This window comes from Vallitalea longa (genome assembly GCF_027923465.1).
In the GTDB taxonomy this organism is placed as follows: Bacteria; Bacillota; Clostridia; order Lachnospirales; family Vallitaleaceae; genus Vallitalea; species Vallitalea longa.
Genome location: NZ_BRLB01000003.1, coordinates 110004 through 128587, shown reverse-complemented (window position 1 = coordinate 128587; position 18584 = coordinate 110004). Strand labels below are relative to the sequence as shown.

16 protein-coding genes are annotated in these 18584 nt (G+C 32.5%); all 16 read right to left on the bottom strand.

The window, feature by feature from the left end; genetic code table 11:
• Positions 1-26: 26 nt before the first annotated feature.
• Positions 27-3374: a GH36-type glycosyl hydrolase domain-containing protein gene (locus QMG30_RS08550; protein WP_281814550.1), complete on the bottom strand. Its 3348-nt coding sequence runs from the start codon at positions 3372-3374 to the stop codon at positions 27-29.
• 13 nt (positions 3375-3387) lie between these two features.
• On the bottom strand, positions 3388-4212 hold the full coding sequence (locus QMG30_RS08545; RefSeq protein WP_281814548.1) for a carbohydrate ABC transporter permease: 825 nt from the start codon (positions 4210-4212) through the stop codon (positions 3388-3390).
• 23 nt (positions 4213-4235) lie between these two features.
• Complete coding sequence (locus QMG30_RS08540; protein ID WP_281814546.1) at positions 4236-5135, bottom strand: carbohydrate ABC transporter permease; 900 nt, start codon at positions 5133-5135, stop codon at positions 4236-4238.
• 110 nt (positions 5136-5245) lie between these two features.
• A complete protein-coding gene (locus QMG30_RS08535; protein WP_281814543.1) occupies positions 5246-6514 on the bottom strand; it encodes a sugar ABC transporter substrate-binding protein in 1269 nt (422 codons plus the stop codon).
• A gap of 600 nt (positions 6515-7114) precedes the next feature.
• On the bottom strand, positions 7115-7240 hold the full coding sequence (locus QMG30_RS08530) for a hypothetical protein (RefSeq protein WP_281814540.1): 126 nt from the start codon (positions 7238-7240) through the stop codon (positions 7115-7117).
• A gap of 327 nt (positions 7241-7567) precedes the next feature.
• The gene (locus tag QMG30_RS08525; protein ID WP_281814537.1) at positions 7568-7762 is read right to left on the bottom strand and encodes a helix-turn-helix domain-containing protein; all 195 of its coding nucleotides are present in this window, start codon (positions 7760-7762) and stop codon (positions 7568-7570) included.
• Between the two features lie 181 nt (positions 7763-7943).
• A complete protein-coding gene (locus QMG30_RS08520) occupies positions 7944-8249 on the bottom strand; it encodes a phage holin family protein (protein ID WP_281814535.1) in 306 nt (101 codons plus the stop codon).
• Positions 8246-8863, bottom strand: coding sequence for a M23 family metallopeptidase (locus QMG30_RS08515; RefSeq protein ID WP_281814532.1), 618 nt, complete (start codon positions 8861-8863; stop codon positions 8246-8248). Before QMG30_RS08515 ends, QMG30_RS08520 begins: the two co-directional genes overlap by 4 nt.
• An 11-nt stretch (positions 8864-8874) precedes the next feature.
• The gene (locus QMG30_RS08510) at positions 8875-9138 is read right to left on the bottom strand and encodes a hypothetical protein (protein ID WP_281814530.1); all 264 of its coding nucleotides are present in this window, start codon (positions 9136-9138) and stop codon (positions 8875-8877) included.
• Positions 9139-9161: 23 nt separating this feature from the next.
• A complete protein-coding gene (locus QMG30_RS08505; RefSeq protein WP_281814528.1) occupies positions 9162-9341 on the bottom strand; it encodes a hypothetical protein in 180 nt (59 codons plus the stop codon).
• Positions 9342-9353: 12 nt separating this feature from the next.
• Positions 9354-11792: a phage tail-collar fiber domain-containing protein gene (locus QMG30_RS08500; protein ID WP_281814525.1), complete on the bottom strand. Its 2439-nt coding sequence runs from the start codon at positions 11790-11792 to the stop codon at positions 9354-9356.
• Between the two features lie 16 nt (positions 11793-11808).
• Positions 11809-12501, bottom strand: a complete 693-nt coding sequence (locus QMG30_RS08495; RefSeq protein WP_281814522.1) for a putative phage tail protein — start codon at positions 12499-12501, stop codon at positions 11809-11811.
• Positions 12494-13552 carry a baseplate J/gp47 family protein gene (locus tag QMG30_RS08490; protein ID WP_281814520.1) on the bottom strand — a complete coding sequence of 353 codons (1059 nt, stop codon included), beginning with the start codon at positions 13550-13552 and terminating at the stop codon, positions 12494-12496. The genes QMG30_RS08495 and QMG30_RS08490 overlap by 8 nt, the downstream gene beginning before the upstream one ends.
• 198 nt (positions 13553-13750) lie before the next feature.
• Positions 13751-15286, bottom strand: a complete 1536-nt coding sequence (locus QMG30_RS08485; protein WP_281814517.1) for a tail fiber domain-containing protein — start codon at positions 15284-15286, stop codon at positions 13751-13753.
• A gap of 14 nt (positions 15287-15300) precedes the next feature.
• On the bottom strand, positions 15301-15912 hold the full coding sequence (locus tag QMG30_RS08480; protein WP_281814516.1) for a YmfQ family protein: 612 nt from the start codon (positions 15910-15912) through the stop codon (positions 15301-15303).
• The gene (locus QMG30_RS08475) at positions 15912-18584 is read right to left on the bottom strand and encodes a coiled-coil domain-containing protein (protein ID WP_281814514.1); all 2673 of its coding nucleotides are present in this window, start codon (positions 18582-18584) and stop codon (positions 15912-15914) included. Before QMG30_RS08475 ends, QMG30_RS08480 begins: the two co-directional genes overlap by 1 nt.

The following is an 18584-nucleotide window of genomic DNA, read 5'->3' as shown; positions in this document are numbered from 1 at the left end:
TGGATTAACTTTCCAAAAGGTTAAACTTATTCAACATAAATATCGACAATACCCTTTTGTTTTAAAATATTTTCAAAAGTATTTTTGTCAATACTGATTCCACCTTGACGGTAGTTATTATTGATTAGTTTAAGATACATTTCTTTGCCATCAATCATAACTTTAGTAACTTTTCCTGCATTCCCTTTTATATGATAAATCCATTTTATAGGTATATCCTTATAATTATAGTTTAATACAAGCCCATCTAATTCTTCACTAAGAACAGGATCAATAATTATTGAATCAGATGTAATCCTTATTCCCAATATATGACTTATCAACTGATTAAGATATATTCCTGGACCACTTGAATATATACGCCAGCCACCTTTCACACCAATTTCACCATTACGAAGCATATCAAAATTATCTTGATATATATATCTATCATTAAACATACCTTCAGAACTACTGAAATATGTGTTGCTTTGTCTAATCTGAGCGTTAGGAACTTTTTCGTCAATAAGGATAGGATTAATTTTCATCATTGCATTCCATGCTTCATCTGCAAGTCCTAATTTCGCAACAGCTTCTATATATCTGATGTGTGCGTGTATATAGTTAAGACTTATCTCTCTACCTACATTAGATGCTTGCTCAGCTCTCTTGAAATATTCTATGACTCCGCCTTTATATCTAGCAGGACGATTCATGAGTCTAACACCATCAGTACAATTGAGATTCTCGTCAATCAGCTTCATATTAGTGTCAGCTTGTTCTTTTGTAACCAACTCAGAAATTATACTTCTCGTCATTGGTAGCAACCTATATGATATACCTGTCTTATTATCATCTGGGTGAAGCATATATTCCATATGATCCTCTTCTTCAAAATATGCGAAACCTGCAACAACTTTATCTTTTATCAACAAATTATTAAAATCCTTATCCATAGATTCTGCAAGTCCTATAAGTTCATTTGACCAAATCCCGTCAACTGGCTGAAGAACTTCTCCTAGTTGCTGTATCACCTGATAAGCAAGTGCTACTGTCCATGAACTTACTAGTTTTTTCTTTAATTCTTCATTAGCAGGCTGAAGAGTATCATCCCAATCACCACCAGCATAAGATATTAAAGTCGTATTATACATAAAACGTTGTTTGATAGTATCAACAGCATGTTTTACATGTTCCAACAATGTTTCTTCGTCACCGGTTATGCTTCCATCTGTATTTCTGTATTTAATAAGTTCGTTAAGGATATCGTAATCGCCTGTCACCCTCAGATAATCACCAACGACTTTTAACGGCCATAGAACAACATCTCCATGACAATCTTCCTGTTGCATATGGTAGTCATCTATCATAAACCATTGAGGCCATTCTTTATTTTCTATGAATTGATGTGAAAATATCTCAATGATTATATTTCTAATTAAATCGAAATGCTGTGTAGCCATAAAATATTCTACAGGTCCCTGACATATATCTCTTGTTCCCCAAGCTGCCCCCCCTGGTTGTTCTAATCCATGAGGTACAGCATAATGAACCATTGCATTATGGGTATACCACCAGAAGATTTCATTGATTTTCGTCAGATCATCATTATCTTTATTCTCCATATCAAGTTCGAATCCACAGGTAAGTCTTTTATAGAACTCATCAAATTTGTTTTTTTCTTCTTCGAATACATAATCAGGTATTACATCTTCTCTTTTTCCTAAATTACCTGATATTGTAAGTTTAATAGAAGACGTAGGTTTGATTTTGAATGTTAGGAAGCTTCCATTCCTAACCTTATTATCTTCATAGAATATATTATCCTTTTCAACTTCCATCTCTGAACCAGTCAACTTCATTATATAATGAAGATTATGATAAACTTTTGATGATAGACTACTATCATCCAATCTAAGTATTACCCTATCATTATCTATTTCAGCTAAAGAATCGTTTTGATACTCGTGTTCACCCATAACTAATTGATTAGTGATAATCATATGGTATGATTTTTTTGCCTCAGATTCAACTTCTAATATGATATCAGGATTATTGGCAGCACTATAAGTTGTTACAATCAATATGTCCTCATCTATTTTATAATACCATTTACTATAGTTCTGCCCTATTTCATAAACAGCCGGCAAGGTCAATATACGGTATTTTCCTTCCAACTTAATATAAATTCTCTGTCCAGAATTCTTCTGTATATTAAGTGTTCCTCTTGTTTGAGAAAGCATTTTGTTGAGAGATGTATTACCTACTACAAGCTGAGAATTGAAAACTCCATACATATAATTAGTAGAAGTAATCATTTCAGTATTGATATTATTTTCATCTACAGTATTAGTGATTATATGTCCACTCGGTCTTTCTTCCAATATTTCTTTATCTTGCATGACTACATGCCTATGTTCATTAGTGAAAAATGAAAGTAATTTGCCTTCTGCTTTTTCTTCTAATATCCTGTCTGGAAAATATCTATCAAGTTCTTCTTCATCAAAAGGATTACTTGTTATAGGTTCACCTATCATCTTTGATTTTTTAACTTTTTCAATTAGTACAAAATCTTCATTAACTATTGCTTCTGTATATTTCCATGCTTTTTGTTTGTCTTCATCAAATTCTATTTCACTAACGGCTTTTTCATAATTATTATTGAATACTCCATAGAAACCAAAACTCCTGTTAGCATCTAGAGTCATTTTTTCTGTTTGAAGAGCTATATAACTCAATTCGTATTGATAATTTTCATTTGATAATTCATGCTCCAAAGCATCTTCTCTATTAGTTCTTTTGTAAGACTTTCCAAAAAATTGTGTTGCATCAGTTGAATATCCTACAGCTTTTACATCCTTAGTACCTAATTGTAAATAAGGATATCCACAAGATTGTCTTTGGTTCTGTCTTGAACATACAACATAACCATCTTTTCCTTCTAATACCTTATGGTCAATATACTGACTGATATAAAGTTCATTGGCCAATACTCCACCTTTATCGGCAATGCTTATATCTTGACCATAAACAACATCCACCATTTCACCGTTACCGTCTAGTGAAATCTTATAACACCATGTATTCTCGGTAACCAAGGTTAATATTATTTTATATGATATTCCTTCTAGTTTTCCTTCCCACTTAACGCTTTCATTATTGTAGAAGAACTTACTATCAGAATTAATTCCTAATAATTTATAGAATCTTATCTTCTTACCATTGTGTATACGAAGATATATATTACTTAATGAACCAAAGACAGGATCACCTATCATTTGATTAATCATTATTTCATTGTTTTTTATTTCTCTTAAATCTCCTGTATCTAAAAAAGTAAATTGTGTACATCCTTTTTTAATACTTATAAGATTATTTTCTTGTTTTAATCTCAATATGTGCATCCTCCTATTTTATTCCTGACGTAACAAATCCTTCCATGATGTGTTTCTGGAATATGCAAAAAATAATCATTATAGGTACTACCATAATTGAAGCACCTGCCATTTGTAGTGCGAAGTTGGCAGTATTCTGTCCTTTTAATAAGGATAATCCTACTGATAATGTATAATATTTCTCGTCGTTGGCTATTATTAACGGCCATAAGAAGTTGTTCCATCCTGCTATGAATGTCAATATACCCTGTACAGCCAATATCGGCTTGGAAATAGGCATAATCAATTTAAAAAATATATAAAACTCTCCCGCTCCATCAATACGTGCCGCTTCCATTAATTCATTGGGAATACCTCCCATGAATTGCTTGAATAAGAAAATATTATATGCTACTACAAGTCCCGGAAGCACAATACCCAGCATGGTATTTATAAGTCCCATCTGATTAAGAATCAGATATACTGGTATCATTGTAACTTGTGACGGTATCATCATTGTAGCAAGAACAAATATAAATAATACTTTTTTACCTGGGAACTTGAATTTTCCGAAAGCATATCCTGCCATTGCATTTATCAACATTCCAATAAAGAACAATAATACAACAATTATAGTGTTTTTCAAATAAACCAAGAAATTAAGTTCTTCAAATAGTTTCTTGTAGTTGTCCAATGTTGGAACATTAGGGAATAATGTAGGCGGAATAAGTACAGCTTCACTAGAATGTTTAAATGAAGTAAGTATCATCCATATAAATGGGGTGAACATCACAATACCGCCTAGAGTAAGTAATACTATTACAATAATTTTATCTAATTTAATTTTACGTGTTTTCATTTTCTCACCTCAGTCATAAGATTTTATTCCCATACATTTTCTTTGTTCATTCTGAATTGAATAAGGGTTACTATGATAATTATCAAGAACAGTATAAATGAACCTGCTGCTGCATAACCGAATTGACTTTGCTTGAATCCATTTTGGTAAATGAACAATGCCATTGAATTAGTCTGTCCAAGAGGTCCACCTTCAGTCATTATCATTGGTTCTTCAAAGAACTGTATCCAACCAATCAATGTTGTTATGGTTACAAAGAAAGTCGAGAACCTTAATTGAGGTAACGTAATATATCTGAGACATTGGAATTTCTTAGCACCATCTATCTTAGCTGCTTCATAATAAGATTTTGGAATACCTTTTAATGCCGCTAAGAAAATAAGCATATTAAGTCCTATTGCTCTCCATACTGCCAAAATGACCAATGATACTTTTGCGAGCAATGGGTCTTGCAACCATCTCAATCCATCTATTCCGACTCCATTCAGTATAGTATTTAGAAGACCATAATTGGTATTATATAAAAATCCCCAAACTACTGCTACTGCAACGATATTAGTTACAGCTGGAGCATAATATACTACTCTAAAGAAAGAAAATATCTTGGATGTACCATAATTGATCAATAATGCAGCAGTAAGTGATAATAGAACAACAAATGGTACACCTACTACAACATAAAATACCGTATTCAATATTGCCTGCGTGAAATCTTTGTCCTGAAATAGTTCAATGTAATTACTGATTCCTATGAAATCAATATTATTGAAATTAGCTAATCCTTTGATGTTCATATCTGTAAAACTGATTCCTACAGATAAGAAGATCGGTACTATGGAAAATATCAAAAGTACTATTATAGCAGGAGCAAGGAATATATAAGGGTATTTATACTTGTTTAAATTTCTAACTAAATTTTTCACTTAATCACCTGATTCCCTAATTAAAATGCCCCATAAGTTCAGAATACATTATTCTCAATCTTCTGGGGCTTATTTATAGCAAATAAATCTTATACCTTACTTATCATTAATTACTTTTCTAACATTTTTTCAACTGTTTTATTTAACTTATCTAATTCTGTTTGAATATCAGCGCCACCAATACTAATTTCTTCAAGACTTTTTCTAACTTCCATTGCTATTGCTTCCCATTCAGGAATAAATGGTGCTATTTTTGAATTTTTCATTTGCTCTCCGAATGCACTGAAAAATGGATCACTTGAAAGTGCTTCATCATTCCAAGCTTCAGTTCTTGCTGGTAAACATTTTGCTACATCAAACCATTTAACTTGTGTTTCAACTTCTGTCATGTAGTTGATGAATTTTAATGCTGCTTCTTCTTGCTTAGTGTATTCGAACACTACAAGGTTAGAACCACCTACAGAAGATAAATTGTTCTCTTTTGCTGGAACAGTACGTACTGCCCATTTACCATCTATATCTGCAGCTTGGTCTTTAATTATATTAATCATCCAAGGTCCACTAACAAACATAGGTCTTGAACCATTCTTGAATGCTTGAATTGCATCCATATCATCTTGCACTGGTGATAATTCTTCTTTGAAGAAACTATCTAAGTATTTAACTGCATCAACATATTCAGGTTCATTGAATAATGGTTTACCATCTTTAATTATTTCTGAACCATTTTGCCATCCGTAAGGAATTGAGAACACTTGGTCTTTTAGGTCAAAACTTATACCATATTGTCCATCGCCTCTAGCTGCTAATTTAGTTGAAGCGTCTTTTAATTCATCCCATGTGCTTGGTCCTTCTGGATATCCTACTTCTTCTAATAAATCTGTTCTGTAGAATAATGCACGAGTATCAACATACCAAGGAACACCGATGTATTTTCCATCAAAATTAGTAGTACCTACTGAACTCTCAAAGTAGTTCTTAGGGTCAAGATTAGGATATTCATCAATATAAGGTGTTAGATCTTTTAATACCTCTGCTTCTGCAAATTCTGGAATCCAAGTTGTACCTAATTGGATTACATCTGGACCTTTTTGTGAAGCAACAGCCATTAATAACTTATCATGAGCTTGGTCCCAAGGTATAGCTTGAACTACCATATCGATATCAGGATTAGCTTTCTCAAAATCAGGTTCGATTTTTGATAATAACTTTGCTTCTTCACCCATACCCCATATATTTAATGTAACTTTTTCACCTGCTACACCTTCATTATTTGAGCCATTTTCGTCTGGAGTCTTTTCATCTTTTTTACCACATCCTGAAAAAAGTGATACAGTTAATAACAAACTTAGGACTCCTACTAAAAATTTTTTACTCATTATTGTTTCCTCCTTTTAATATCATTGTATGTTTTCTTCGAAACGTTTAAACTGTTAGCCAAAAAAAATTTTAAAGCTTGATAGTATAATAACATCTCATTTTGAATAATGCAAGTATTTTTTTATGTTTTGTATATATTTTTTATTAAAAAATCATTTTACTTGTTATATTTTGCCTTAATCGTCATTATTATTTTAAGCACATTTAAATAAGGATAGTCATATTTATTCGATACGTTTCAATAATATTAATGTCTAATAACAATTTTTAGTTCTTTTATATATTGTTGAATATTCCTTTAACTGTTAATTGTAGTATGGATTATTTTTTTCAATATTATTCAATCAAAATAAATTATTACTCAACTTTCCCACCTTTAATTTAATGCAGGTAAATAAAGGGTTATAGGTTGGTTTGCAGAATAAAAAAGATAGAAGAAACACCTATATTTTTATTCTGCAGAACCTTTTAATTAGCTTATCTACATAGAATATTGAAGTGGGAGAGTTGAGTTATTAGAAATACTATATGCAAAAAAATCACCAAATCCGTTATTGAGATTCAGTGATTTTTCTAAATACATTACCTATCAATTAGTATTATTTATTTTTGTTATAAGTAATCATTCCTATAATTATACTATATAATTGAAATAACTGGTCTCTAGATAATCTAGAAAGAGCTTTCATGATTATTTCCTCATCTAATGAATCCTTGTTCTGCATTGGAACCTCCCCTGTCTATTTTCAAATCAGCAGATATTTTATTGATATACTTAATCCTCATATATATATATTAATTCGAATAAGTCTATTGCATTATTTACATATGTATATTAATTCCAGTTATGATGTGTTAGTTTATAATCTTATGATATACACCAATAAATAATTAATTATTTATAAAATAAACTCTTTAATAATATTAACAGCTGTTATGTATATATATTATAACATGGCTAATGCTCCATGGGTTTCTGAATATGAGACTTTTATTCTTCCACAGTCTATGTTCTATTACCATACTAATAGTTATCAGACAATACATCCGCTTCATAATTCAACAAATAGATCTTTTATACTAACTCCTAAAGCTTTTGCTATCCTATCAAGTCTATCAAGGTCACAAACTAAAGTCCTATTTTCCATACATGAGATTGTAGGTTGGGGAATATCCGTTAGTCTTGAAAGTTTTGATTGACTTATATTCCTCGACTCTCTAATTTCTCTCAATAAAATCTTATACAATATATTCACCCCTAGTAGCCTCATGATGTATTTATCATATTGGGTTTATAGGGAGTGGTAAAGTATACACCTGTAATATTCAATTAGAGTAGTTGACAAGCCTATAGACACAATATAGGCTTGTCACACATAATAAGTCATCAGCTTATCACTGAGTCAATTAATTTATCCTATAACTATACTATCTATCAAAATGTCTTTTGTAAGTAATCTGATTAATTATTTCATTGGCAAATACAGCTGATGCTGCAATAATAACTGATTGTATAATACCTGTAACAAGCACTTCCCCTGTAAATTCCCCTACTGTCACTACAGCCATATAAATTATTGTAATAAATAGGCTTACACCAAGTATTATAATAGGTATCAGCCATTCTGCTCTAAATATCGGTATTTTCTTAAGGAAAAGCCCTAGACAATATAAAAATATGATAAGAATAAATAATTCTGGTTTTATAAAACTAATAATGGATTCCCAATTCATTTATTATCTCTCCTTGTCATTGCTTTGTTGATAACAGCAAATACCTCTCCTGCTTTTATTGGTTGTGATAACTTGTCTTTCCAATATTCTGGGCTTTGAATTATGTCTTTGGAAACTAATCCATTGAAACCGTCTAAGTACCACGAAGGTATTTCTGTATGTTCACCAGTTGTTTTTTCTTGTAATAATGGTAGTGGGTCTATGCTACTGATAAATTGTCCATTAGAGTTTTTATAGAAGAATCTGTTATCATAATTGGATTTTCTTATTTCAAAATGAAGGTGTACTCCTGTACTATTACCTGTGTTTCCCATATGACCTATGATTTCTCCCTGTTTGACAGTTTTACCTGCCTTCAATTCTAGTTTTTGTAAGTGTGCATACAGACTACAGTAACCATTATCATGTTGTATGATTACATAATAACCATATCCTTTATTCACTCCACCACCATTTACTTTTGAAATTACAACTTTTCCATCTGCTGAGGCATATATGGCATCACCTTCCACACCAACTTTTACAGCTCCAAAATCCACTCCATTATGGAAGCCTGAACCTCTTACACCATATCTACTGGTAACTCTTCTACTTTTTGTTGGATATATAAACATCTAATCACCCTTTACCGGATATAAGCAGCAATGGCCAACAAGGTACTGATTAACCCTATTAGCCATCCTAGATACTGCCTGTATTCTTTTTTGTTGTTTGTATTGTTTTCTAATTTCTGAACTCTGTTGCCTACGTCATTTATGGTTTCTCTAAGTCCGTTATAATCTCTTATTAGTGTTTTGGTTTCCGCCATTTCTATTGTAAGATCATTAATTTCTGTGCTTACTTTTTGCATTGTTTCATAGAATTCTTTTTGCGTTACTATATCGGGCATTCTACAACCTCTTTCTGCTAGTCTTATACTTCTTCTGTATTATCTTCTGATTGCATGTAAGCAAGTAATTCTTCTTTATCTTCTTCGGTTATAGCGTTAAATAGACAATAGTCAAGTGTTATTTTCGCTAGTTCTTCTCTAGTTTTCTTACCTCCATCAAAGGCTCTCTTGATTGCTGTTACTCTATTAAATTCAATGTTCATTATTGCTTCCTCCTATTTGTTTTCTAATATGGTTAATCTGTAATCCATTTCTAAGTTGATAAGATCTTGGATATTTTCATGCTTGTCATATTTCTGTTGTAGGTTTGCTATACTTGTAGTATTGGCACTGGTTATTGTTCCTAGGTTAGCTGGCATATCTGCACAAATTTCGGGGTTAAGACAGTTTTTGGAAGGGACTGTTCCTTTTATGTCTACCCAGCCGGTTGTTTCTGGGATTGTGACTGTTTTTCCATCGGATTCTAGTGTGCAATCTAGGTCAACTACTTTTCCGTTTATTTCGGTTCGGGCGTAGTCTAGGTCGCAGATTTCTTCGTCGAGGGTTATTGTGACACCATTCTTAATTAGATATTTTTTATGATGTTTAGGTATCACGAGTAAATCTCCATTTTGGTAGGCTGGGAGAGGGGATGGGGCTTGGTAGCCTTGTTCGCCGTGGTGGATTATTTCTGGTTCTGCAAGTTGATAATATACGATTAAAGGATTTCCACTATCAAATAAAGATTTAAAATATAATTTTAGCTCGCTAGTTGAAGGAATATGTGTATCACTCCAAGGTGTATCATCAGATACTAAATTGAGCCATAAATCACCAACATACATATTAAAATTTCGTCCAACATTATTAGATATCGTTCCCCATTTATATGAATAATTATTTAAAATAGCAGTCTGAACACCTGTTCCTGCTGATGGCAAGGCGTTATTTACGCTGATTTCTACTTGATGTCCATCAGGCGTCTTACTTGCATACCTTACATTTTGACTACCATCTAAAACAATTTTACCACTATTTCTATAAACCAAATCTCCATTATCTAGTATTTCATCTTTAACATTATCAATTTTTATAAGCGGTCTTGGCACGCTAAACCCTGTTTTTGTACTATTATATTTTATATATTTAATAGGAGTTGTATTATCTATTACAATTACTAAATCTTTAATTGAATAATTCTTAGTTGCGTAATTAGGATCTCGTTGAATTATAATCTTAATATATTTAGCATTTACTTCCATAGCTTTAGTACCCATTGAATATAAAAATTTTTGCACATTTCCTGATGTTAATTGTGCTTCGCCATTACAACCTATTTTTTTGAAATCACTAGAATAATAAACACAATTTGCCATATATCTAATATTAGGTGTAAATATAGCATAAGCTTGAAATTTTTTATTAAGTGCTATAAATGGTGAAGTAATTTTACTTGTAGTTTGATTTAATTCCACTTGATTACCATTCAAAGTAGCATTATCAATTTTCCATTTTTCAAATGATGGACAAATGTTCTTGCCTCTACTCACTAAATCGAAACTTAGGACAGGAGTTTTTAATCCTTCCCAATATCCTCTACGAACAATCTTTAGCATTTGTTCTTCTGTATAATCTTGTATTCCATTTTGAGTCATGTTAATTACAACTAAACCAGTATTTCCATCTACTTGCATAGTTTTACCATTAGCTGCTTGAGCATCATCATAGTTAAACATCATTAAAAAATTACCTGAAGTTGTTCCTGTTCCTGTAGTAACAATACCATTCAGTTCATACCATTTATCTTTTTCTGGATTAACAATTGAAGGTAAATGTAAAGTTTCTGCACCTGATGTATATCCTTGTAGACTTGTAGCATTATCATCTAACATTCTAACTCTAACATAAATAAAATATTTACTATTTGATTTAAAGGGCATAAGCTTATAAGTTCTTATTCTGTTACTAGTGCCATTACCACTAACACTTAAAACTTTTCCATTTAATGCTAATGTACTAAAAGAAGCATTCCACCCATTGATACCATCTGAAAAATTTCCATTTTCCATAGATTGATAAATGGGTTTTACCCCTTTAACCTCAGGATAAAATAACCCTTTAGTCCCCCCTTGATACGACGTCACCGACTTACCTTCTGTCGAAAAAGGAACAGTCTTATTCTTATCCATCTCATCCTTCAACTCATTTATCTGTGCCACCGTTGCTGTAGCATTAGGGTCTACGTCAATACTTACATTTGAGGCATTGGATACAACTGTGATTAGGTCTATCATTATGCTAGATGCGCTGACACCATTGTTAGGTGGTATCCAGTCAGGTTTAGTTGCAGTGGTTATTGAATATAATATTTCACCTTCTGTTGGATCAGTTGCATATAGTCCTATGGTTCTTAAATAATAACCAGTTGACAATTCAGCATTACTTAATGCTCCACTAACTTTTACTGCTGCACTATTAATTTTTGATACTGATGAAACGAGAGTTGTCTGCTTAATACTTGACAAATTGGTTACAGATTCAAAATTAGTTGAACTAGAATATTCATGGTCTGATACACTTATCTTAGTGAACTTGGGTGTAGCTTTTCCAGCCACAATTTTTGCCATTAGTGCATGACCTTTTTTAGTAATTATAGTTGGCTTGAAACTTGCCATATATATACCGCCTTTCTTATGTAATTTTTATTTGTGTTCCGGTTATTGGAACACTTGCATTCCTTACTGTTGCTGTTGAATTCATTACTTCATTGATATCATTGGTTAACTGATAGGCTGCTGAATCGACCATTGCAGATGCAGTATAAGAATCTCCATCCAGATCATATGTATCATTAATATCAGAGGTAAGAACATAATGAGTTCCACTGGATATTGAACTTCCTGAATATATTCCACTCTCTTTCTTCTCGTATAGAACATTATCTAAATCCAGTACTAGGTTGCAGGGTAATACCTTTTTTAACATCAACTGTAATTCATCCAATGATCCATATAGTCCTAGATGAACTACAAGTTTGAAAATAAAATCATTGTTTTGCAAATCAAAGATGTAGTTGTTTTTACCACATAATTCATCTAGCTTTTCTTTTAGAGCTTTTAATGTATATGGTAATTTATTGTTCCATCTGCTTAATGTTCTGAAACGTCTGCTTTCAAGACTATGATCTGCATAAGGTGCTATACCGAGTATTTTTTCACGTCTTAGGATACCTTTTTCAGTTGCTGTTTTGATGAATTGGTCATCAATAAGGTTATCTAAATGTTCTTTTATATCTGTGAGTTCTTTATCCTCAATGGATGCTATAGCCTGATATTCTCTTATATTCTGTAACTGGTCTATCCAATAGGATTTTATGTTAGTCATTAGATATCACCCCTATTATTTCATCAAACTCTGGTATGCAATTTGGCTCTAATATTAGATTTTTAGCTTTATCGTTAAGTTTGGTATCATTAATATCAATTACTTCTTTTATTTCTAATATCCTAGTTTCTATATGAGCTATTCGGACAATTATATTATCCTTATCATCCCATGTCTTTTTTAGATCATTGAAGTATTCATTTATAACTTCTTCTAATTGGAATTTTACATCATTGATAGTATAGTTTGGTAAAAGAGTCAGATTGCACTTAATGGTTATTGGAGTCTCGTCCACACCTTCTACTGTTACAATATGTCCGATAGGAGCTATTCCTTCACCATTGCCCTTATTTTTAACTGGATCCATGTCTGTTTGAACTTTGTCCACTAGACTGGAATTGGGTTTATTAAGGGAACTGTCTATTATAACAATCTTAACTGTTCCTCCTCCATTCCAAGCTGGATATACTTTTACACCACCGACACCATCTAATTTTTTTGTCTTGCTTTTATAATCAGCTACATTTCCTCCGAAAGATTCACTTTGTAGGGAATCAAAGTATCTTTTTCTTAGACTCTCATCATCTTCAATGTCTTCTCCGGGAATTAATATGTCTGATAATACAGCACTTTCTAGTCCTTTTATGTAATCTATAGGAAGTAATGTTCCTGCATAAGTGTTACCTATAGTTCCAACTTGTTCACATTGTAATTTGTACTCTTTATCCTTAATCTTCTCTATCACTATGTAAGTAGTGTTTTCTATACCAAATCTGCTGTTAAGAGGTATTTCAGTATTAAATACACCTTTTCTTATTGCTTTAGTTGCATCTTTTCTGTTTATTCCTCGTTCACCACATCTGTATGTTAGATATTTTCCAGTAGCTTTATCTGCGTATGATATGCTATCAAAATATTCTAATTGGACATACATCTGGGCTAATTCGAAGGCAGCGGGAGCAATGGCATTGTATATAATGGAACCTTCTCTTTTATCGATGTCGTTTGGTATTTTGTTTAGCATTCTTTTTAGTATTTGTTCGTAAGTCATTGAGAGATAGTCACCTCACTTTCTACTGTTTTATAGATTGTTGTAATATAAATTTTGTCCGTAGAACATCATTGTTTTTATTTATGGAATATTATTAACTTTTGATAAATGTCTTTATAGATTAGTCTGGGTAATATTGATTAATTCACCTTAAATATACTAATACATCTATTAATGTATCACTTACCATTCATCCATTTATCTACTTTCTAATATTTCTATTCTTTTTTTAAGATCGTCTATAATTTGTTGTTGCTCTTGAATAGCCTTAACCATTGGAGCAATAAATTCTGTATAACCTAGACTTAATACATCACAGCCACCATTGATACTATGATCCTGGTACCCTGCAAAATCTATTCCGGTATTATCTATTACATCTTTTACTTCTTGGGCTATAAATCCTTGATGGAATCTTTTACCTTTTTTTGAACCATCTTTTGGGATAGGTTTTAATGTTTTATCTCCGTTCTCATCTTCTACTTCTTCGATATAGCTGTCTCTATAATCCCAACGATATTCTACAGGTCTTAATTTCAATATAAAATCTAGTCCTAAATTAGTGTCTTGTATATCTGCCTTATCTCTTTTGTCAGAACGGTTTTGAACGCTTCCAAAGGCATAAGTCGTTGTATCAGAATCACCTAATTGAACTTGATTAGATGCACTTACCCGCGCAAAGGCACCTAATCCACTGCAATTTGAAAAATTTTCTTCAATTTTGTCATTAATTATACTCCAAAGAGCATTGTACCCGATTGCTGTATTCCTATTACCAGTAGTATTGTGTTCAAGTGCATCGTACCCGATTGCTATATTATCATCGCCAGTAGTATTGTTTTCAAGTGCATTGTACCCAATTCCTGTATTATACGCACCAGTAGTATTGTTTTCAAGTGCACAACGTCCTGTTGCTGTATTATACGTACCAGTAGTATTGCTTTTAAGTGCACAACTCCCTGTTGCTGTATTACACCTACCAGTAGTATTGCAACTAAGCGTTACTGATCCCATTGCTGTATTATGCACACCAGTAGTATTGCTATTAAGTGCACTTACACCTAATGCATCATTATTAAAACCGGTAGTATTGTGTTTAAGAGTACCGTACCCTATTGCTGTATTATACACACCAGTAGTATTATTCTCAAACGTAGAATAACCTATTATTGTATTTCTAGCCTCAACATCATCATCCACTTTTATTGGGGCACCATCAGCCTTACTATTCCAACTACTCTTTTCGCTATCCGTCACAAATCTATGACTTGAATCTTGTGTAATAACACCTGCACTATGTTTGGACGGATGTACATACTTATTGGCTCCTGATGCTATGCCTGCAAGTTTGGACCTCTCACTTGAAGTCATGACCTTTTTACTGGATGTCTCCTTTATCATGTCTATAGAATGTGTACTAGGATGTACATACTTATTAGCTCCTGATGCTATACCTGCAAGTTTAGATCTCTCACTTGAAGTCATGACTTTTTTACTGGATGTCTCACTTATCATATCTATAGAATGTGTACTAGGATGAACATATTTATTTGCTCCACTAGCTATTCCATCTAATTTGGTCTTATCTTCTTTTGACATTCTTCCATCTGTGGAATGAGAAACTTTCTTCGCAACTTCTACATCCAGTTTATCCATATTGCTATTGATGTCCTCAATATTGACAACATCTGTTCCTTCTGGTTTCTTTAATTTAAGATTACTTGTTGTATGCATTTTATCACTCCTATCTATTCATATACTTTTATCTCATTCCATGTTTTATTATTAGCTTGCTGCCAGTTTAGATCTGATAACATATTCCATACTGTATAAGTATATTTGAAGCTGTAAGTAAGATGAGCCGGTTTAATATCTTCTATGGATTTGATTAATCCAGCCATATTCAGAGGGATTCCCTTGATTCCAATGAACTGGATTTCGAATCTATACTCATCAGGGTATTCAATAACATCTACTTCACCACCTGAATAAGCAACAGCTACATTCTTAATTAATTGTTTGGTAGTAGTTCCAGCACCTCTTATTTTTGCTATTATTATTTCTCTTCTTAGACTATAAGGTTTGCTTGGATCTGTCATTAATCCCAGTTCACTCTCCCACAAGTCCAATCCCCATGTTGCCGTATTGATAAAAAATTGATTGATTACATCTTCTATCTCGTATTTTAATGCCCCTACTTCATCTGCTGATGTTTTTTCAAGAGTTATAATTTCTCTAACGTTATGTAAAAATGGAGGTAAATATCTAATTAAATCAGGAGTATAAATAGAGATATCTTTTTCTTTCTCTTGTTCTTGTCCATATTTTGATATTCCATATATAGATTCTCCATAACTCATTAATATACCCCCTTAAGCTGATTCCATGTTAAAGCCTTCTTGGTTATATAGTTATTGGGATTCAGATTCTTGGCTGTCCATACTCTCGAACCATTTTTAGGATCCCTATAAGAGCCACCTATATACTGATAATCTATAGTAGAAAATTTACGGAAGTCACCACCTACGAAATTATAGACTGGTTCAATACTGGTTCTTGGTGAATGAGTTTTTTCGTATTTAGTACCTTTCTTATGAACGAAGTCTCCAATATGCGCTGTTATTGCGATATCCTTATCATAGGCTATAATTCTATATAATGCATGACCACCTCTTAACCAGAAGATAATTAGATTAGTATCTGGTTCAGGTATCCTTATATCAGCAACCATCTTAGAATATAATTGAGCCATTGAGAACTCCATGAAATAATTCATGCCACCCCAGCCATATGCATAAGTATCCATGTATATTTGTAGTCCGCCTTTGTGGGTAGATGTATTCCATGTATTAGGAGCGGTCCATGAATAACCTCTAATTAATTCAAAATATTTCTTGCTAGGTAATCCTGAAGAACCGTAGTCACTTATTCCACTCAAAACAACTGGATAGTATGTATTGGCTTTTCCTTCAACATAAAAATCAATTGTTCTGTAATTCATATCATTAATCAGATGAGTATGTGAACTTGGAGAATATTTTGACGGTTTCCCACTAACCCCTGTCCATGTTACACTATCAGCTTTTTCGGCCTTATCAACTTTTCCGTTACCATTTTTATCATATACTGACTTAAGCATATCTCCATATCCTGCATTACCTAAGTCATCATTGGTAACAAAATGTGATAGATCAAAACCACTTTCAGTACCACTCATTGAAATTTTATCCAATACGCTTTTGTTGCTATGTATATGGTTTGGATTATGACTATGTGATGTGATATTTCCTCTTAGCTTAGCCTCAATTTCTCCTTTGGTGATATCGCTGTTTTTTTGAGCATTACTTGGTGCATGTGCTGTTTTTATATGAGCTTGAATATTATCATTTTTAGGTTCATAGGTTTTATTGTGGTTATGATTGACTAAACTGGCCTTTTGACCTAGAACATATAGACCATCGTCGTCTTTGAACTCAAGCCATGTTTTATTTCCGTCTTCCGGTTCGAATAATCTCCAATTCTCACCATTGGAATCCATAGCCATTCCTTCACCATTAGAATCCATGAACACTAACTTTTTCCCATCAGCAATAGTAAGATTGCCTGTTAATTTACCACCACTCAATGGCAGATAGGGGTGTGAGTGACTATTTGCTTTTTTATTTAGAGCAGTTTGGACAGCTTTTGATACAGGTTTATCTAAATCAGTTGTATTATCAACTTTATCTAGACCTACTTCATTTTTGGTATGAGTATGTACTCCTTCGGCTTTGCTATTCCATTTATCAATGATTGCTTGTGATAAACTATCGATAACAGCTTTATTATCGTGTTGATGTTTCTTGCTATTAGCATCATTCCAATTGATTTTTTCATTGTCATTAACAAATCTATGACTGGAATCTTGTGTAATCACATTTGCAGTATGTTTTGATGGATGGACATACTTATTAGCATTAGTTTCTATACCTGCAAGTTTATCTTTTTCTTTACCAGTATAATTTTCATCACTCAAAGCTTTTCCTTGTGCTTTATCAACCTTTTTGCTTAACTGATTAGTTATTGTACCTGCAAAATCAGCATCGTTATTTAATGACTTTGCTATTTCTGATAAAGTGTCTAGTGCCTCAGGAGCAGTACCTATAACATCTTGTATTTTTCTCAACACTTCTTCTTTGGTAAAAATTTCTTGCTTGAGATATCTTTTGTTCAATTCTGAATCTACATATGTTTTAGCAGCTTTTTTATTATCTATCTCAATGTCTTTTTCTTTTAGCTTTTGGATTTCAGTGTTATTGATACCTTTATAGTCATCTAAATCGGTTTCTATGTCACTTTCTCTTGTTTTTGCTCTGTCTTTTTCATTAATAAGATCATTATTGATGCTATCAATGCTTTTATTTATATTTACTTCTGCTTCTTTTGCTCTATTTTTCTCATTTACCAGATTAGTGTTAGTATTATTTATACTAGTACTTAGAACTTGCTCTTTTTCTGTGGCTCTAGTGATTTCATTATTTAATTCATTAGTAATGTTATGTTCAGCCTCTTTTGCTCTGCCTACTTCTTGGTTCAGTTGATTACTAATGATATTTTCTTTATCTACTGCTCTATTTTTTTCTTGTTCAAGATCACTCGCAATCCTTTGTTCTACTTTTTCTGCTCTATAAGTTTCTTGGTTTAGAGCCTTCTCAGTATTAACAATGCTGTCCTGAACTTTGTTTATGTCTTCTGCTTCAACAGTATCCCCTTGTGTCTCATAGGTTACATATACTGGCGAAACACTTGTGTATATCTTAATCAATCGTTTCCATGGAGTTTCACTTATCCCGGATACAATAACATTTTTGATTTCTTCACCTGTTAATTTAGAACCTGTATAGACTTTTATTGAGTTGGTATTAATATTGTCATGTGCGAGTAGTCCCTCGTATTTACCTTCTTCAATCTGTATTTCTTCTTCTATTACATAAACGTTATTGTCTATTTTATTTAATTTATCTGTAAATTCATCTATGTCGTTAGGGTACAA